At 50.7% G+C, this 18,537-nt stretch carries 12 protein-coding genes; 6 read left to right on the top strand and 6 right to left on the bottom strand.

The window, feature by feature from the left end; translation table 11 throughout:
- Position 1: 1 nt before the first annotated feature.
- The gene (locus C7W93_RS18925; protein WP_108441799.1) at positions 2-745 is read right to left on the bottom strand and encodes a sorbitol dehydrogenase family protein; all 744 of its coding nucleotides are present in this window, start codon (positions 743-745) and stop codon (positions 2-4) included.
- Positions 746-881: 136 nt separating this feature from the next.
- On the opposite strand from C7W93_RS18925, the gene C7W93_RS18920 reads away from it, so the two are divergent.
- Positions 882-1,655 carry an L-asparaginase gene (locus C7W93_RS18920; RefSeq protein WP_108441798.1) on the top strand — a complete coding sequence of 258 codons (774 nt, stop codon included), beginning with the start codon at positions 882-884 and terminating at the stop codon, positions 1,653-1,655.
- A 68-nt stretch (positions 1,656-1,723) separates the two neighbouring features.
- On the opposite strand, the gene C7W93_RS18915 is transcribed toward C7W93_RS18920, so the two are convergent.
- Positions 1,724-2,716, bottom strand: a complete 993-nt coding sequence (locus C7W93_RS18915) for a D-2-hydroxyacid dehydrogenase family protein (RefSeq protein WP_108441797.1) — start codon at positions 2,714-2,716, stop codon at positions 1,724-1,726.
- 588 nt (positions 2,717-3,304) lie between these two features.
- On the opposite strand from C7W93_RS18915, the gene C7W93_RS18910 reads away from it, so the two are divergent.
- Positions 3,305-5,170 carry a phosphoenolpyruvate carboxykinase (GTP) gene (locus C7W93_RS18910; RefSeq protein ID WP_108441796.1) on the top strand — a complete coding sequence of 622 codons (1,866 nt, stop codon included), beginning with the start codon at positions 3,305-3,307 and terminating at the stop codon, positions 5,168-5,170.
- Positions 5,171-5,377: 207 nt separating this feature from the next.
- Here C7W93_RS18910 and C7W93_RS18905 read toward each other — a convergent pair whose 3' ends face one another.
- Positions 5,378-5,737 (bottom strand): DUF2798 domain-containing protein, encoded by a 360-nt coding sequence (locus C7W93_RS18905; protein ID WP_108441795.1) that lies wholly within the window; start codon positions 5,735-5,737, stop codon positions 5,378-5,380.
- The gene (locus tag C7W93_RS18900; RefSeq protein ID WP_108441794.1) at positions 5,679-5,993 is read right to left on the bottom strand and encodes a hypothetical protein; all 315 of its coding nucleotides are present in this window, start codon (positions 5,991-5,993) and stop codon (positions 5,679-5,681) included. Before C7W93_RS18900 ends, C7W93_RS18905 begins: the two co-directional genes overlap by 59 nt.
- Before the next feature lie 399 nt (positions 5,994-6,392).
- Between C7W93_RS18900 and C7W93_RS18895 the strand changes: the two genes are divergently transcribed.
- Complete coding sequence (locus C7W93_RS18895) at positions 6,393-7,346, top strand: LysR family transcriptional regulator (RefSeq protein ID WP_108441793.1); 954 nt, start codon at positions 6,393-6,395, stop codon at positions 7,344-7,346.
- 59 nt (positions 7,347-7,405) lie between these two features.
- Here the strand turns inward: C7W93_RS18895 and gntK are convergent, their stop codons facing one another.
- Positions 7,406-8,923 (bottom strand): gluconokinase, encoded by a 1,518-nt coding sequence (gene gntK, locus C7W93_RS18890; protein ID WP_201747319.1) that lies wholly within the window; start codon positions 8,921-8,923, stop codon positions 7,406-7,408.
- Between the two features lie 603 nt (positions 8,924-9,526).
- Here gntK and C7W93_RS18880 point away from each other — a divergent pair.
- Positions 9,527-10,600 carry a LacI family DNA-binding transcriptional regulator gene (locus C7W93_RS18880; protein WP_108441790.1) on the top strand — a complete coding sequence of 358 codons (1,074 nt, stop codon included), beginning with the start codon at positions 9,527-9,529 and terminating at the stop codon, positions 10,598-10,600.
- Between the two features lie 213 nt (positions 10,601-10,813).
- Here the strand turns inward: C7W93_RS18880 and C7W93_RS18875 are convergent, their stop codons facing one another.
- Positions 10,814-11,272: an Lrp/AsnC ligand binding domain-containing protein gene (locus C7W93_RS18875; RefSeq protein ID WP_108442220.1), complete on the bottom strand. Its 459-nt coding sequence runs from the start codon at positions 11,270-11,272 to the stop codon at positions 10,814-10,816.
- A gap of 198 nt (positions 11,273-11,470) precedes the next feature.
- Between C7W93_RS18875 and putA the strand changes: the two genes are divergently transcribed.
- Both putA and C7W93_RS18865 read left to right on the top strand, forming a co-directional pair.
- Complete coding sequence (gene putA, locus C7W93_RS18870; RefSeq protein ID WP_108441789.1) at positions 11,471-15,181, top strand: trifunctional transcriptional regulator/proline dehydrogenase/L-glutamate gamma-semialdehyde dehydrogenase; 3,711 nt, start codon at positions 11,471-11,473, stop codon at positions 15,179-15,181.
- A 364-nt stretch (positions 15,182-15,545) separates the two neighbouring features.
- On the top strand, positions 15,546-17,576 hold the full coding sequence (locus tag C7W93_RS18865) for an AsmA family protein (RefSeq protein ID WP_108441788.1): 2,031 nt from the start codon (positions 15,546-15,548) through the stop codon (positions 17,574-17,576).
- Positions 17,577-18,537 lie beyond the last annotated feature (961 nt).

Genomic DNA, 18,537 nt, shown 5'->3' with positions numbered 1-18,537 from the left:
CTTATGCTCCCACTTTCGACACTGCTGTTTGCCCTACCTGATTGACCGGTATCACCTGTTTCACCCAATAGCCGGGAGCGGCGCGACAGTACGTCGGCACTACCACAGCATCGCGCACTGGATCAAACATCAAGGCTTGCTCAAAAGCGATTACCTGACCTTGCGCACCGTTTCCGACCACGCCCAGATACCAGGCGCTGACGATTTGATGCAGAACCTTACTCAGATCGGCATTGCTCTCAACGGCGGCGACCAACGCGTCAACGTCTTTAATTTGCTGGGTCTGAGCGAATTGCCAGAGATCGGCAGATTGCTTTTCAAACTCGACCAATTGCGCACTCAAGGCGGCGTAAGTGCGAGCGCTGGTGCGGGAATTGAGTTTTGGCCTGGCTGTCAGCAGGACCGAGAGTGCCAAAAAATCACGCTGTTGCTGACTATCTGCCGCGGGAATTTTGGGAGTAATGACGGTCGTGGATTGCGCGGAAGCCTGTTGCAACCAACGCGGCATGCTCAATACGGCAAAACTTGCGCCCGCCAGCAAGAGTAAATTGCGTCGCTTTAAAAGATGGGGAGATGCTGAGGGTGCGAATACTGCAGAAGAAATCGCTTGCGGGGTTGCGTTAGTACGGTCAGGGAGGTTAGGCTGAGAAGGTTGATCTTGAGGTTGGTCCTGATTATCTGAACTGTCTTGACTGCCATTCAGATATAACCGCGGGTCGCGTACTGGGTGTGGACGTTGCGTCATGATGCGAGTCCTTTCTGCCTTGTGGGTGAACTGATTATACTGACGGAAATGTTTTAAACACGGCACTTTTACCTAAATCTCTTATTCCCTTATTTCTTTCACAATTTCTCTGACTTCGCGTCATCTCATTTAGTTCATGAAACCTATCGCCCCAGGCACCGTCATTTTTCATCGCTATCGCGGTTATGGCGTGATCGTCACCGTCAATCTGCTAACCGGCTGGATTTCTGCGCGCTTTGGCAGCGAAATCCGCACGCTTGATTTAAATTTGTCTTCCGATGAGTTGCAACATGCCGACGGCGACCCGATTCTGTTTCGCCGCTCCCCGCCCGACCGCATGCCGCATGCGCGTCTGATGGCAATGGTGCGAGATCTGCATCGCGCCGGTTATCAGCGCCTGTATTTGTACAGCTGGCCCAAGCCTTCCGGCATGCATTGGCGCTGGCATTTGTTTTGCGGTCGCCACAACTGGCTGGAACGTCCGCGTCGCGAGGGTTGGTATGGCTCTGGTGCGGATTACAACTTCAATCCGATACTTGGCTGGGGCGATTGTCCGGGTGCGTCCTCCAGCGAATTGGCAAGCGCGCTGGCGAAGTTCGATCCGCAAGGTTTTGCGCAGGCGCTGGGTCGCGACGAAGATCACAGCGCGTGGTTTGCCGCTGTCTGCGATGCCTTATTGCCAAATTACGCGTTTAGTCTTGGCTGGGATGCCAGCAGCGGCAGCGCAGATAAAAGTGCGACCATGCCTGGCAGCTTGCCGGTGATTCCGGTGCGGGCAGGCGTGCCTGAATATGACGGGCCGCCTTTGCCGTGGCCACCGGGTTGGGCCGGTTTATGGCATAGCGGCAGTCTGGCGATTCAGCCAACTAAAGTAATGAAACTTATCTTGCCTGCCAGCGCTGAAGATTGAGTTTGCTGAGTCTGTTAAGTTTGCAATTAGCCCGGCCTGAATGTTTTAAAGCCGGGCTTGCAACAACGTTAAGGCTTGGATAATACTTCAGGATTCAATACATTTTTTGGCGTGCCATTGGCAAAATCCACGATGTTTTGAAAAGCCGTCCGGAAATATAATTCGTAGCCATCTTTTTCGACATAGCCCAAATGCGGCGAGGCCAGCACATTCTCCATCTTCAGCAATGGGCTATCCAGCGTCAACGGTTCCGTTTCATACACATCCAACGCGGCAAAACCCGGATGCCCTTGCTGTAAAGCTGGTAACAACGCATCCGTTGCCACCAATTCTGCCCGACTGGTATTCACAAAAATCGCGCTCGGCTTCATGCGGCCAAGATCTTCCGCTGCGACGATGCCGCGCGTCGCGTCATTCAATCGTAAATGTAGTGACAGCACATCGGCCTCGGCAAAAAATTGTTCTTTTGACTCCGCCACCAGATGCCCGTCCTGCAACGCGGCAGCACGACTTGCCTCCCGACCCCAAATCATTACCCGCATGCCGAATGCTTTTCCGTAACCGGCAACCATGCGCCCAATTTTGCCGTAACCCCATATCGCCAGCGTGCGCCCTTTTAACGCAATCCCCACGCCGTTGAACTGCGGCTGCGACGATGCCGTTTGCCACAAACCTTGCTGCAAATTATGCGCATACTGCGGAATTTTTCTCGCCGCCGCCATGATCAATGCCCAAGTTAATTCAGCTGGCGCAGTAGGATCTCCAGAACCTTCCACAATGGCAATATTCATTGCCGTAGCGGCTTCTACGTCAATGTGACCACTTACTTTACCAGTCTGTGAAATCAAGCGTAAATGTGGTAATTTATACAATAAAGCTTTAGATAAAACAGTCCGTTCGCGAATCAGTACCAGCGCCTCAAAACTTGCCAGTCTGATCGCCAGCTGACCATTGCCGCGCGCGGAATTGGTGAATACCTTGACCTCGTGATCTTTTAATAATGCGAAGCTATCAAGTTGTCGAACAGCATCCTGGTAGTCATCGAGTATGGCAATTTTCATAGTATTTCCTGCGGAAAAATGTGGCAAAAAGCGGTTAATCAGACGATCACGTAATAAAGCAACGACATACGTAAAACCATAAATACCTTACTACATTAGTTGGTCATTTTTACTACAAAGCGAGTGTACAATCGGTGTTTTCTTGCTACTAACATCAGAACAACTGCGTTAGAAACGGCATGCCCAGAGGCAACAAAACTCCCTCTTCGCGCCAGAAACTGGATCACGCTGAAGGATGTTAATGGGATGCCGACTGGTTGTCTGGCACACCGCAATGTTCGTTCAGCATTATTCCATTTTCTGCTGATCAGGACATGCGCCAGAGAATTTTGTCTGCGGTTTTGTCGCCTATGTATTTGTCACCCTATTTGACACTGTGCTTGCGCCGTACTTACTTGCACTGCTTTGTTACTTCTTATGGATTAAAGCTTCTTATTAAAGCTTATTTGTTACCGCTTATTTATTACCGCAATCGATGTTAAGCAAGATACGAACAGCCAATGCCGCTATCGGTAACGCCATTGGTGCATCACTATCAAGCGAAGATTACACATTGCACAACAAAATTTTATTATTGGAGATCGCGTCATGAACCATCCTCACTTCGCCCAAGCAGATAGCGTCGCTGCCCTCAATCCACCGAGCTATGTCAAACAGCAAAAACTGATTAACTGGGTCAGCGAAATCGCGGCATTGACCAAACCTGCGAATATTCATTGGTGCGATGGATCGCAGGAAGAATACGATCGTCTGTGCGCTGAAATGGTGGCTGCGGGAACAATGAAAAAGCTGAATCAAGCGAAGCGTCCGAACAGTTATCTGGCATGCTCCGATCCATCTGACGTCGCGCGCGTAGAAGATCGGACCTTTATCTGCTCAGCTAAAAAAGAAGATGCCGGTCCAACCAATAATTGGACAGAACCTGCCGAAATGCGCACCACGCTGACCGGTTTATTCGATGGCTGCATGCAAGGTCGCACGATGTATGTCGTGCCTTTTTCGATGGGGCCGCTGGGTTCTTCGATTGCCCATATCGGCGTCGAACTATCGGACTCGCCTTACGTCGCGGTCAACATGCGCATCATGACGCGCATGGGCAATGCGGTGTACGACGTACTGGGCGCGGATGGTGACTTTGTCCCATGCGTACACTCCGTTGGCGCACCGCTCAGCGCGGGTGAAAAAGACGTGGCATGGCCATGCAACGCGACCAAATATATCGTCCATTATCCTGAAACTCGCGAAATCTGGTCCTTCGGTTCTGGCTATGGCGGTAATGCGTTGCTGGGCAAAAAATGCTTCGCCCTGCGCATCGCCTCAACCATGGGCCGCGACGGCGGCTGGCTAGCCGAACATATGCTGATTCTGGGTGTTGAATCGCCAGCCGGTAAAAAGCATTACGTCGCCGCCGCTTTCCCGTCGGCCTGCGGTAAAACCAACTTTGCGATGCTGATTCCGCCAGCCAGTTTTGAGGGTTGGAAAGTCACCACCATCGGCGACGATATCGCCTGGATCAAACCGGGCGAAGATGGCCGTTTATACGCCATCAATCCAGAAGCCGGTTATTTTGGCGTGGCACCGGGCACGAACGAAAAAACCAACTTTAATTGCATGGCGTCAATGCGCGATAACACCATCTTCACCAACGTCGCGTTGACCGACGATGGCGATGTCTGGTGGGAAGGCATGACCAAAGAAGCGCCAGCGCACTTAATCGACTGGCAAGGTAAAGACTGGACCCCTGCCAGCGCCAAGGAAACCGGCGCCAAAGCAGCGCATCCAAATGCCCGCTTCACCGTCGCAGCAACGCAAAATCCGGTCATCGATTCAGCCTGGGACGATCCTGCCGGTGTGCCGATTTCTGCCTTCATTTTCGGTGGCCGTCGTTCAACCACTGTGCCACTGGTGACAGAAGCCCGCAATTGGGTCGAGGGCGTGTATATGGCCGCGACCATGGGTTCGGAGACCACCGCCGCTGCCGCTGGTCAGCAGGGCATCGTACGCCGCGATCCGTTTGCGATGCTGCCGTTCATTGGCTACAACATGAGCGACTATTTCCAGCATTGGCTGAATATGGGCCGTAAGATTGCTGCCTCACCGGCAGAAATTCCAAAGATTTTCTGCGTCAACTGGTTCCGTACCGATGCCGATGGCAAATTTGTCTGGCCCGGTTTTGGCGATAACATGCGCGTCTTGAAATGGATGCTGGATCGCCTGGAAAATAACGCTGGTGGCGTCGAACATTTATTTGGCACTACGCCACAGTTTAGCGATCTGCAATGGGATGGCCTTGATTTTACCGAGCAGCAATTTAAGCAAATAACCTCGATTGATACAGCCGCGTGGCAAGCAGAAACGGCGCTGCACACCGAGTTATTCGAGAAACTGAAACACCATTTGCCAAAAGAATTGCAAGAGGTCAAAGTCGCTCTGGAAAAGCGTCTGGCAAAATAATCCAGGTTAAGCAATATCAGGGTTAGTCAGCAGACTAATCCTATGCAAAAAAGCGCAATCGTTGTATCGGTTGCGCTTTTTTATTGTTAGATCACATTTGGATCACTTTTTCGAGGATAAAAAAAACCCCACTAGCGCGTGGCGCCGGTGGGGAGAATCCACCCGAGAAGGGCGGAGGAGACATTCGGTAGTACTGCCAATCGGGCATTAAGGTGAGATATGCGCGGCCAATTTGCGTAACGGCGTACTCAATAAATACATGACGGGGAAAGCAATCGGCCAGAGTGTCAGCCAGCTTTCCATCCATGTCCTGAGAAAATGCCCTTCAGGCGTCAGCCACATAAAGCACATCAACGCCGTCATCAAACAGGTGACAACACCGGACAATACAAAAGAAGGCAACATCGACGCCAGACTGCGTGAGCGCGGCAACAGCTTGCGTCTGTGCATCGCGGCAGACTGTTGCGGCTGATCCGAATACAGATATTGGTGCATGCCAACCTCGCGATTAATTGCTGCCAGCCAACAAACGCAATTCAGCAGCAAGATTTGGATGGCTGCCTTCATGATCACTCGCAAAACGACGCACCTGCTCGCGGCCCAATACCTTGTTGTCTGCGATCCGCTGTTCCAACGTCCTGCGCGGCTTAACTTGCAATAACATCACGCGCCAGACGCCACGCAACAACGGTTTAAAAAGAAACCCCAAGACCGCAATAATGCTCACGCCCAATACAGGCCACGCTAACGCAGTGGCGATTGAAACGATGGATTGCAGCAGCGAAGCTGTGTCTGCAGAGGAGGCGAAGGTAAAAAGTGACATGATATTTTTAAATATGCTGCTAACGACTATTATTACTCTGTTGCAGCGCAGTATATTATGTCTATGCAAGCCGATCCAATGGGCAATTCGGATAACTGTTATGTCATCAACGTATACCTTTAATTGCGGTCAGTAATGGCCGGAATACTCTCCTTTCAAAGGGTATTATCTCTATAACCAACAGCAAAAAATCGCATTAATGTATAAATAATAGGCGACTATTGATTCATTATTGCGGTGCAATATAAGAACCAACTGAAAAATGTATTAACGTCTTTTCATATAACAGTTATAAACTTGGTGAATGCTGGCATATTGCGATGGAGCAACTTTTATCATGCAGTAATGTAGTTGCCAGCTGCTTGCCCAATAAATCACACAACACACGATGGTCTGAACATGAGTTTTCTGACGCTTGATTTGAATTTACTGCGCGTATTCGACGCAATAATGACCGAGCAAAATCTCACGCGAGCCGCCAGTCGCCTGGCGATGACCCAGCCGGCGGTCTCCAACGCGTTAAAGCGCTTGCGCTATTCGCTCAATGATGAATTGCTGATACGCACCGCGCACGGGGTCAAGCCGACGCAATACGCGGAGGAATTATGGCCGTCGGTACGCCGTGCGCTGACCGATCTGGAAACCGCGATTACGCCGGAAACGTTCGACGTTTCGCGCGCCCACACCACGTTTCAGATGGCAATGGCCGACGCCACTGCGGTACTCTGGCTGCCGTCGTTAGTACGCACCATTGAGCGCGAAGCGCCGCAATTGAATATCCGCATGGTGCCGTTAACCACGCGTGATCCACGGCAAATGTTGCTGCGCGGCGATGTTGATTTAGCAGTGGGATTTTTCCCCGGAGTGACCGCGCAATTAGCAGGCAGTCAGACTACCTCGGCTTCGCCCGTCCATCATGAGCGCTTATACACCGGGCATTATGTCTGCGTGATGCGCAAAGACCATCCGCTAGCAAACGCCCCGCTGACGCTCGATAGCTATTGCGAGGCGCACCATTTACTGGTCAGCTTTTCCGGTCGTGCGCATGGTTTGATCGAAGAAATTTTGGTTGGCATGAATCGTAAACGGCGCATCTTGCTGACGGTGAATCAGTTCTTTACCGCCGGACAAGTTGTCGCCAGTTCCGACTTGATTACCGTATTGCCACGCCATTTAATTGGTGCCACCGGTATGACTGACGTTTTAGTCGCACGCGAGTTGCCGTTTGCGACGCCTGCCGTTGACGTGGATATGCTGTGGCACGAGCGCGACGTGCGTAATCCTGCGCATAAATGGCTGCGTGCGCATCTGGCAGCGACTGCACATGCCAAATTTACGATAGACGTTGCATAAAAAAATGATCGCATGCTACTGCTACATGCGATCATTTTGAGGGTATTTCAGTCGTCGCTTTATTGCCGCTGAAACGCTGCCAACTCCCGATATTGCTGCTCTAATTGCTTTGGAATCGCCGCATAAATAGGCCATAACTGTTGATAGATCGCCACGTTTTCCGCATTTGGTTGATGCTGATGGGTCGAGCCAACCATTGCTGCGATGGCATCCAGCGATGCTATCCTCCCTAACGCGTACAAGCCCAATACCGCCGCGCCAAGGCAGGACGATTCAACGCTTTCCGGCACCACCACTTCTCGATCAAAAATATCCGCCATCATTTGCCGCCACAGCGCGGAACGGGCAAAGCCGCCAGTCGCCATCATGCGCCGGGTCGGGCCGATCAACTCTTCGACCGCTGGCAAGATGCTGTACAAACTAAAAATCACGCCCTCCAACGCCGCCCTTATCATTTGCGGTTTACCATGATGCAGCGCCAGTCCAAAGAACGAACCGCGCGCGTCGGCGTTCCATAACGGTGCGCGTTCTCCCGCCAGATAGGGATGAAACAGCAAGCCGTTGGCACCGGCGCCGACCTGCCCGGCAATCGCCATTAATGCCTCATAAGGATCCTGACCGTCCTGCCTTGCCTGTGCTGACTCTGCCGTCGCCAGTTCGTCGCGTACCCACCGCAAGATACTGCCGCCGTTGTTAATCGGCCCACCCACGACCCAATGATTTTCAGTCAGCGCGTAACAAAACGTGCGCCCTGCCGGATCGGTAACCGGCTCGGCCACGACGGTGCGCATCGCGCCGGAGGTGCCGATCGTGACCGCGACCTGACCCGGCGCAATCGCGTTAACACCCAAGTTGGACAAGACGCCATCATTCGCACCGATAACAAATGGCGTCGTCGTCAACAAGCCCAACTGCTGCGCTAACGCTGGTGCCATGTCGCTGACCTGATAGGTAGTTGGCACCAAGGCTGATAATTGCGCTTCGGTAACACCAACCAGCGCCAGTGCGCCACTATCCCAGTTCAGTTCGCGCAGATTGAACATGCCGGTGGCGGAAGCAATCGAATGATCCACCAGCCACTGTCCGAACATGCGGTGAAATACGTATTCTTTGATGCCCACAAACCGGGCGCTGCGCGAGAAAATGTCGGGATGATCGTGACGTAACCACATTAATTTACATAACGGCGACATCGGATGAATTGGTGTGCCAGTGCGTAAATAAATGGCATGTCCATCCATCTCGCTGCGAATTTTATTTGCCCACTCGCCAGCGCGATTATCGGCCCATGTAATGCTATTTGTCAGTGGCCGATCGTTTTCATCCATCGCAATCAAGCTATGCATGGCGGCGCTAAAAGATACCAAAACAACTTGCTCTGGACGCGCTTGCGCTTGCTGAACAGCGTTTTCAATGCTGCTCAAAACGGCAGCATAAATCTGGGCAGGATCTTGCTCGGCCATATCCGCTATCGTACTGATCAATGGATATTCAACCGCATGTTGCGCGACAACTTGCCCGGCAATCGTGAACAATACCGCCTTGGTGCTAGTAGTCCCAATATCCACGCCCAGCATATATTCCTGCGATTCCAGCGAGGGCTGTGGGGGAACTTGCGACCAGACTTGGGGCGGCGTTTGCGTGTGATCCTGCGGCAACTGAACTGACATTTAACTTCCTTGCATTTATATACATCACTCAAAACAAGCGGGCACGCCCGAAGACGCTGTTAATCGCTCATATTAGCAGGTCATTCTAGCTCTGATGAGCCCATAAAGTGGCACTCCGTAAACCGCTGGCAATAGTAGATTTGTTAGCGCTAACATTATCAGTTAAATCTGGATTTTTTTCCAGGATATTGGCGGTATGTCGCAAGGGAAAAAGATGCACCACAACAAGAAATATCCAGCAATGGCTAATTTCATGAAATATCGTCATTTAAACAGCAATAAGGGGAGCCTAAATCGTATAGTCATTTTGACTGCATATCAGACCCTTTACCGAAGGAAAAAGCCTAAAATTTACGCAAAAACCGCTTTCCTATGCTGGCTTACAGCGTAATATCACGATTGAATCAAAAAACAGTGCCGGCATACGAAAATCAGCAACTTTTTCCCCAATAACCTTCTGAAAAACTAAATGAGATCCCGAGAGCGTATGCAACCGAGGAAAATAACAACATGAGCGCAAAAAAAACGCCACAAAAGATCAAATATTCGCCCCCATCTGACACACAAAAAGTCGTGCGTCGTGGTCGAGGCACTGGCAGAGTCACTATTACCGATGTCGCCAGGGCGGCAAACGTCAGCCCGATGACGGTATCGCGCGCGCTCACCTCCCCTGCCCTGGTACAACAAAAATCACGCGACAAAATTACCGCCGTTATCCAAAAACTCGGTTATGTGCCAAATCAGGCAGCAAGCACGCTGGCATCCGCGAAATCGCGGGTAATCGGCGTAATTGTCCCGTCGCTGACCAACGCCGTTTTTATCGATACGCTGAGCGGCATCCGTGATTGCCTGAGTCAGGCCGGTTATCATTTTTTGATAGGCGAAAGTAGTTATTCCCCGGACAAAGAAAGAGAGTTGATCGCCACCTATATGGCGCATGCGCCGGATGGATTTTTGCTGACAGGTATTGAGCAGCAAGAGTCGCTGCGGATGCAATTAGCGAGCAATAATATTCCTGCCGTGCGGATGTACGATTTGAGTAAAAACAGCAACGATCTGACGGTCGGTTTTTCGCAAGTCAAGGCTGGCTATAGCGTGGCCCGACACTTTATCGAACGCGGCTACAAGCGCCCTGCTTTTATCGCGGCCCAGCTTGATCCGCGCGCGATGAAACGGCGCGAAGGATTTCGCAAAGGATTGGTTGAAGCTGGCCTTGATCCTAGCGCTGAAGTGTTATTGCCAGTGCCATCGACGATAGAACTCGGCGCGCAATTGCTGGCCAAAATCCTCGAACAAACACCGGATTGCGACGCCGTATTTTGCTGTAATGATGATTTGGCACTGGGAGTGCTGTTTGAATGTCAGCGGCGCGGTATTGCTGTGCCAACGCAGATGGCAATCGCTGGTTTTAACGATTTGCCGTGGGCGGCGCAGTCGAATCCTGCCATCACGACGATCGTGACGCCACGCTACGATATTGGCTATATCGCCGCTGAACTCCTGCTGAAAACGCTGAAAGGTCAGCCGATAGAAAAATCACGTATCGATTTAGGATTTGAGCTGGCGATACGGGCAAGTACTTAACCAATTCAGCGGTTCTTTGCGGGGATTTCCAACGAGTTTTTCAACGGGCTTTTTATATTAATTTCAGAAATTTGGATCTCTCCCGTGATCCAAATTTATCTGCCGTTTTTACATCAAATACAGATACTTTTCCTTTTTTCAACCGCCGCAATTAGCCCGCCGAAGTCAGGCTGGATGGAAGCGCCGAAAACCTTCTTTAAACCTTGCAAAACACTACCGAATAGGCAGCCGCGTGGTGTGCTTCACCTCTTCCATCACCGCGTAAGTATGGGTCTCACGCACACCCTTCAATTGCAACAACGATTTGCCCAAAAATTCACGGTACGCGTTCATGTCTTTCACACGCGCCTTCACCAGATAATCAAAGCCCCCTGCCACCATATGGCATTCCAGCACTTCCGGGATGACCTGTACGCTCTTGCTAAAGGCATCAAACACTTCCGGCGTGGTGCGATCCAGCACTACTTCAATAAACACCAGCAGCGCCACATCCAGCAGTTGCGGGTTGAGTTGCGCCGTGTAATGCATGATATAGCCCGCATCCTGTAATTTGCGGACCCGTTCCAGGCAAGCGGCAGGCGACAGATTTACCCGTGCGGATAGATCGACATTGCTGATGCGCCCGTCATTTTGCAACTCGGAAAGAATTCTTTTACTGATTTTGTCGAGCATATTGGCCATTTCCAGAAAAATTTTATTCGGTCAAATTTCCTCATTGATAAGAAAATTCTGATAGACGCCCCAATTACCAGAATAAATCCATCGTAATGACGCCTACAATCGATCGATTCGCAAACATTCTGCAATATTCCGCAATTCTACTAGTTTCCTTTCCTTTTGTTGCTTTTTACTTATTCCGAGACAACCACCATGCCGACGCACGCAACGCCGACTTCCCCTCTGAGCACGCTTCCATTCACCGCATTTCACGCAGAAGTGACGCGCAACCCGTCGCCATTGCGCGCAGCCATTACTGCCGCCTATCGCCGCGATGAATCGCTGGCTGTGCAATGGTTGCTGGGGCAGGTGGAAGATACGCCGCAAGCACACGCTGCCAGCCAGCAATTGGCACGTAAGTTGGTGCAATCAGTACGCGAAAAACGTACCCGCGCCTCTGGCGTCGATGCGCTGATGCATGAATTCTCGCTTTCATCGGAAGAGGGCGTGGCGCTGATGTGTCTGGCCGAGGCATTGTTGCGGATTCCCGATTATCAGACGGCGGATCGATTGATCGCTGACAAAATCAGTAAAGGCGACTGGCGTCGTCATCTGGGCGAATCGCCATCGATGTTCGTCAATGCGGCAACTTGGGGATTATTGATCACCGGCAAACTGGTGAGTACGAATAGCGAGCGCGGTTTGGGTTCGGCGCTGACTAAACTGATCAGCAAGGGCGGCGAGCCATTGATCCGCAAAGGCGTGGATGTCGCGATGCGTATGCTGGGAAATCAATTCGTCACCGGACAAACCATCGACGAGGCACTTAAAAATAGTCGTGAAAATGAGAAACGCGGTTATCGCTACTCTTACGACATGCTGGGCGAAGCGGCGCTGACCGAAGAAGATGCGCAGGCGTATTACCAGTCGTATGAAACCGCAATTCACGCCATCGGCAAAGCCTCGGCAGGGCGCGGCATTAAAGACGGTCCGGGCATTTCAGTCAAATTATCGGCGCTGCATCCGCGCTATTCACGCGCTCAACAACAACGCACGCTGAGCGAATTATTGCCGCGTTTAAAACAGCTGTTATTACTGGCTAAACAGTACGATATCGGCCTGAATATCGATGCGGAAGAAGCCGATCGGCTGGAACTGTCGCTCGATCTGATGGAAGCGCTGGCATTTGATCCTGATCTGGCCGGTTTTCAGGGGCTCGGCTACGTTGTCCAGGGCTATCAAAAGCGCTGTCCTTTCGTGATTGATTATCTGGCCGATCTGGCGCGTCGCAGCGGTCAAAAATTTATGGTCCGGTTGGTGAAGGGTGCGTATTGGGATGCTGAAATCAAACGTGCGCAAGTCGATGGCATGCCCGGTTATCCGGTATATACCCGCAAGATTTACACTGATGTTTCTTACCTTGCCTGTGCGCAAAAATTGCTGGCGGCAACCGATGTCATTTATCCGCAATTTGCGACGCATAACGCGCATACTTTGGCGACTATTTATAGTTGGGCGCAAGAAAAAGGCATCACCGATTATGAGTTTCAATGTCTGCACGGCATGGGCGAAACACTCTACGATCAAGTAGTCGGAAAAGATAATTTGGATAAGCCGTGCCGGATTTATGCACCAGTCGGCTCACATCAAACTTTGCTGGCTTATCTGGTACGACGACTGTTAGAAAACGGCGCGAATTCATCCTTCGTAAATCAAATCGTCGATGAAAATGTTTCCATCGATATGCTAATTGCAGATCCGCTTGATGCTGCACGCAAACTTGGTGGTGAACCTCACGCGAATATCGCTTTGCCGCGCGCGCTGTATGGTGCCGAGCGCAAAAATTCTGCAGGTCTGGATCTCAGCAACGAAGAAGTATTACGCGAAATCGATGTGGCATTTCAGCAGTTTGGCGGACGCAAATGGCAAGCCATGCCTTTGCTTGCAGAAAAGTCCCATAGCGGGGAGGGTGAAGCACTGCAAATTCTGAATCCTGCCGATCATCGCGATGTCGTTGGTACCGTTATTGAAGCTAATGCGGATGACGTGGAACAGGCTTTGCAAGCCGCAACTTCGTATGCAATCGACTGGCAGACCACCGCCACAGCCGACCGCGCCGAAATGCTGATGCGCGCTGCCGATTTGTTCGAAGAAAATCAATTAGAACTCATCGCGCTGGCGATCCGCGAAGCCGGAAAATCGTTCCCTAATGGCATTGCTGAAGTACGTGAAGCGGTCGACTTTTTACGTTACTACGCCGCGCAAATTTCTCGCGCACAAAATGCATTGGCGCTGGGACCAGTGGTCTGCATCAGCCCATGGAATTTTCCGCTGGCAATTTTTGTCGGCGAGATTAGCGCCTCGCTTGCAGCAGGTAACGTCGTACTTGCTAAACCTGCTGAACAAACACCGTTGATTGCCACGCGTGCGGTGCAGTTGCTGCATCAGGCTGGCATTCCCGCTGCGGCGCTGCAATTGCTGCCGGGTCGCGGTGATACTGTCGGCGCGGCGCTGACAGCGGATGCACGGGTAAAAGGCGTGATCTTTACCGGTTCCACCGAAGTAGCCCAGCTGATCAATCGTACGCTGGCGCAACGCGCAATCAAAGAAAAAATCGATCTGCCATTTATTGCCGAAACCGGCGGTCAAAATGTATTGATTATGGATTCCAGCGCGCTGCCGGAACAAGTCGTGGTGGATGTGCTGAGTTCGGCCTTCGATAGTGCTGGTCAGCGTTGTTCTGCACTGCGCGTGTTATGTCTGCAAAACGATATCGCGACTCGCACTATTCACATGTTAAAAGGCGCGATGCAGGAATTGCGCATCGGCAATCCCGATCGGTTAGTCACCGATATCGGTCCGGTCATTGATGCCGAAGCGCAGACACAATTACTGGCGCATATCGAGAAAATGAAAGCCACGGCAAAAGACTTTTTCCAGCTATCACTTTCTGCTGAAGAAGATCACGGTACGTTTGTGCCGCCGACGCTGATTGAAATCGGCTCGCTAGATGAATTGCAGCGCGAAGTATTTGGTCCGGTGTTGCATGTGTTGCGTTATACGCGTGAACAATTGCCGCAACTGATCGCTGCGATTAACGCCAGCGGTTATGGCTTAACGCTAGGCGTGCATTCGCGTATCGACGAGACGATCGATTTCATTTCACGCAGTGCGCATGTCGGCAACATCTATGTCAATCGGAATATCGTCGGCGCAGTAGTTGGCGTGCAGCCATTCGGTGGCGAAGGCAAATCCGGCACTGGCCCTAAAGCTGGTGGTCCGCTTTATCTAAAACGTTTGCAACGTCATCCAACGGTGAATCTGGGCGCACACACCATCCATGAGACCACCGCCACGGTCAGAAAAGGCACGTCGACATTGCAAGCATTATTGGCATGGGCCAAAACCCACGGCCATGAACGTATCGCAGCGCTGGGTCAGGAATATATTCACGATAGCTGGCTCGGTACCTCGATGATCTTGCCCGGCCCTACCGGAGAGCGCAATACCTTGTCATTTGCGCCCCGCGGCGCAGTGTTATGCAGCGCGCAAAGCGTTGCCGTGATGTTGAATCAGCTCGCGGCTGTCCTTGCCACGGGCAATACGCCGGTGATTGAAGCATCTGCATCGGCATTCATCCCAAATGGCTTGCCTAAACCCGTTCGCGAGGCGATTGTAACTATTAACAACGTCGTCAATAGCAGCGATGCGGAGGGGATTTCACTCAATCTGGCGTTAGTCGATAACGCCGAGCTGGCGCGTTTGCATCCTTTACTGGCGGCGCGCGATGGGGCGTTGGTGCCGGTGCTGGAAACCTCTGAATTCGCACCGATTCCGCTTTGGCGACTCGTCGCTGAACGTGCTTTATGCGTGAACACCACTGCCGCTGGTGGTAACGCTAGTTTGATGACATTGGAAGCGTAAAATCTAGCCGGAAGAAAGTTTTATCTCACGCAATTTGGCTGCCATTGCTGGCCGTCTGTTGCATCGTTAAAAAGCCATCGTAATTGACGATGGCTTTTTTCGTTTACAACATAAAAAATGGCTGTAACCGGGCAAATCTGGTTGTGCTGAAAGACTACAAGTTGTCGTTAACCCTAAATCCATGTACGCTGGAAAACAGCAGGCATTTAAGTCTATATCCACAGATGCAAAAACTGTGGTCGACGTAAGCTACACATTCAGCCTCATATTAAACAAAACCTTCCGTGACATACGTTGAACGCATGCGCAATGTTCAACGGCATCAAATAGCCTTACGCGTTAATGTCTAACTTCATAAACGTCTATGACTACTACCCGATTTCGTGGATTCAAAATTCTTGGATGGTGCGCTGCTATTTTGCTCGTAATACTCGCGATTTGCATCGTGGTAATGCTGACTTTCGACTGGAATCGGGCCAGACCCTGGCTCAACCAGCGCGTGAGTGAAGCGGCTGGTCGTCCTTTCGCCATTCGCGGTGACTTATCGCTGCACTGGCTGCGACCACAGGAAGAGCAGGGCTGGCATGCCTGGATTCCATGGCCGCAACTGACCGCCAAAGATATTGTGCTGGATAACACGGATTGGGCCAAAACCGGCCAGCATATGATCGAAGTCGCGCAGGTCACTTTTTCGTTGCGTCTGCTGCCCTTATTAGAAAAGAAAATCGTCCTGCCAGAACTGCAATTGGATACGCCGCTGGTCATGCTGGAACGCGCCGCCGATGGCAAAAATAACTGGACCTTTCCACCTAGCGCGCCTAGCAAATGGGAAGTGGATTTACAAAAATTAGTGCTCGCAAAAGGCACAGTACGTTTGCTTGATCCGTTACAGAAAATCGATATCAAAGCCAATATCGACACGCTACCAATAACGAGTAAAGAAGGTTACGGCATCGGTTGGAACGTCGCTGGCAATTTCAATAAAGCCCCAATGACCGGCAGTGGTAAAGCTGGCGCGGTGTTATCGCTGCAAAACAGCAGCACGCCGTATCCGCTGCAAGCCAGCGTGCGCGTCGGTAAAACGGCAATCGATATCCAGGGTAATTTAACTAAACCTAGCGATCTGGCAGCGCTTGACCTGCGGCTCAAAGTTTCTGGTGCCAGCATGGATGCCTTATATCCGCTCACCGGAATTGTGTTGCCAGCCACGCCACCGTTTTCGACAGAAGGGCGCTTAATCGGAAAACTGCAAGGTGCAAATAGCAGCTGGACCTACGAAAAATTTAGCGGACACGTCGGCGAAAGCGATTTAGGAGGCACGCTGACCTATATCGCGAAAAAACCCCGTCCTTTGCTGCAAGGTAATCTGGTCTCGAACCAATTACGACTGCAAGATTTAGGACCGCTGATCGGAGCCGATTCGAATGCCAGCAAAGCCAACCGTGGTGCAACCAAAATGCAGCCCGCCAACAAAGTATTGCCCACAGAAGAATTCAATACCGAACGCTGGGGCAGTATCGATGCGGATGTAAATTTTGTTGGACACAAAATCATCCGCAGCGAAGAGCTGCCGATTCAGAATCTCAAGGCCGATATCCATCTGAACAACAGTTTGCTGTCTTTGACGCCACTGAACTTTGGTGTGGCGGGTGGCAATCTGGTCTCCACGATCAAGCTCGATGGCAGCAACAAGACGATTAAAGCCGATATCGCGCTGTCGGCACGCCATCTCAAGATCAAACAGCTGTTTCCGAAGCTGGAATCGACCCGTGCCAGCCTTGGCGAGATAAATGGCGATGCAGCACTGTCGGGCACCGGGAACTCCGTAGCGAGCCTGCTGGCGACCTCTAACGGTGAGCTGAAAACCTTAATCAACCAAGGCACGATGAGCAAATTCATCCTCGAAGCCGCAGGTCTGAACATCGGTAACGTGGTGCTGAGCAAGCTTTTCGGCGACAAGCAGGTGAAATTGAATTGTCTTGCCAGCGATTTTTCGATCACGCATGGCCTGATGCAGACCCGCACGTTCTTGCTGGATACCGATGACGCGATTATTGATATCAGCGGTCAAATTAATCTGGCGAATGAGACTCTGGCGTTAAATATCCGGCCAAAAAGCAAAGGACTACGGATAATTTCGCTCAGATCGCCTCTATACATCGCTGGCACCTTTAAAAATCCTGACGTAGGGGTAGACAAAGGGGTACTGGCGTTAAAGGCTGGTGGCGCGATTGCGCTCGGTATTCTGGCCCCCGTCGCCGCGTTGGTGCCGTTGATTAATCTTGGTTCCGAACAGCAAACCGATTGCGCCAGTTTGCTTGGGACGGTCAAATTGAAACCTTCTGCGCCAAAACTGACCTCTACACCTCCACCACCAGCTGTCTCTGCGCATTAAGCTGTCTTAGCTGTCTGACTGCAAAACCGGAACTGTGCGGTTTTGCAGCCAACGACACAACTTTCCCACCACATTATCGTTATCTCACTACGGCAACGTTCCAATCTGCTTTTGAGAGCGTTCATTCCTCATCCATAGCGATTTCATAGGCGCCGTAGTGCCAAAAATCACGTTTTATGCGCTTTTTTATCTTCTGAGTTCCTTACAAATTTTGCTTTTGCGGGCCTCCTTCGAAGCCTCTATTGCATTTGTTCAATGGCGAATAAGCACATTTGTCTGACGCAATTTCACGTTAAAAAAAGACAAAATGTGGATAAACCTGTGGATATCTATTACTTGAAGTGGGGATATCTCATGACTTTTGATAATTTATTTTTTTGTTCAACAACTATTCATTTCTCATACAGCGTTTACTCAAACGTTATTCAATTTACAAACGCTTGTTTACAAATAGTTTTTTGCTGTTATCCACAGAAAGAACAGTCGTTAACTATTATTACTATTTATATCTATAAATCGTTAACTAAAAGACGTAAAACCGGATTTTTTGAAAAAATGATGCCGAAACAGAGCGCGTTTACATCGAAGATAGAGAGAAAAGCACTGTTCACTAGCCTACAGCGACGACTAAAGACCGTCGTTTTGCGGATTCTTTACCGCATTTCTTGCGTTAAATTACGTTTGACCACCCTACAGACGCGAGGATTAAAAACGACAAGCAGCTTTACAGCCGTCCTATCAAGCGATGTATCACCCAGAAAACGTTAGTCAGCATTTAATATCGGCTAAAAGCGACTGTTTTTAATATGAAATTGATCATTTTGTGGATAACTCTGTTGATATCCTGTGATCTAAATGTGGGCAATTGGCGAATAACTTGATTTTAAATTTTCTATTCAACAGCTATCCGCTTTTAGTACAGTCTTGTCTGGGTTGTTATCCAAGTAGTAACCGCCTGTTT

Source organism: Glaciimonas sp. PCH181 (genome assembly GCF_003056055.1).
Taxonomy (GTDB): domain Bacteria; phylum Pseudomonadota; class Gammaproteobacteria; order Burkholderiales; family Burkholderiaceae_D; genus Glaciimonas.
This window is presented reverse-complemented; position numbering and strand designations above follow the sequence as displayed.

What these genes read in the sequence shown, in the direction of transcription:
- C7W93_RS18925 (WP_108441799.1), bottom strand. Translation starts at nt 745, where the DNA reads ATGACGCAACGTCCACACCCAGTACGCGACCCGCGGTTATATCTGAAT.
- C7W93_RS18920 (WP_108441798.1), top strand. Translation starts at nt 882, where the DNA reads ATGAAACCTATCGCCCCAGGCACCGTCATTTTTCATCGCTATCGCGGT.
- C7W93_RS18915 (WP_108441797.1), bottom strand. Translation starts at nt 2,716, where the DNA reads ATGAAAATTGCCATACTCGATGACTACCAGGATGCTGTTCGACAACTT.
- C7W93_RS18910 (WP_108441796.1), top strand. Translation starts at nt 3,305, where the DNA reads ATGAACCATCCTCACTTCGCCCAAGCAGATAGCGTCGCTGCCCTCAAT.
- C7W93_RS18905 (WP_108441795.1), bottom strand. Translation starts at nt 5,737, where the DNA reads ATGAAGGCAGCCATCCAAATCTTGCTGCTGAATTGCGTTTGTTGGCTG.
- C7W93_RS18900 (WP_108441794.1), bottom strand. Translation starts at nt 5,993, where the DNA reads ATGTCACTTTTTACCTTCGCCTCCTCTGCAGACACAGCTTCGCTGCTG.
- C7W93_RS18895 (WP_108441793.1), top strand. Translation starts at nt 6,393, where the DNA reads ATGAGTTTTCTGACGCTTGATTTGAATTTACTGCGCGTATTCGACGCA.
- gntK (WP_201747319.1), bottom strand. Translation starts at nt 8,923, where the DNA reads ATGCTGGGCGTGGATATTGGGACTACTAGCACCAAGGCGGTATTGTTC.
- C7W93_RS18880 (WP_108441790.1), top strand. Translation starts at nt 9,527, where the DNA reads ATGAGCGCAAAAAAAACGCCACAAAAGATCAAATATTCGCCCCCATCT.
- C7W93_RS18875 (WP_108442220.1), bottom strand. Translation starts at nt 11,272, where the DNA reads ATGCTCGACAAAATCAGTAAAAGAATTCTTTCCGAGTTGCAAAATGAC.
- putA (WP_108441789.1), top strand. Translation starts at nt 11,471, where the DNA reads ATGCCGACGCACGCAACGCCGACTTCCCCTCTGAGCACGCTTCCATTC.
- C7W93_RS18865 (WP_108441788.1), top strand. Translation starts at nt 15,546, where the DNA reads ATGACTACTACCCGATTTCGTGGATTCAAAATTCTTGGATGGTGCGCT.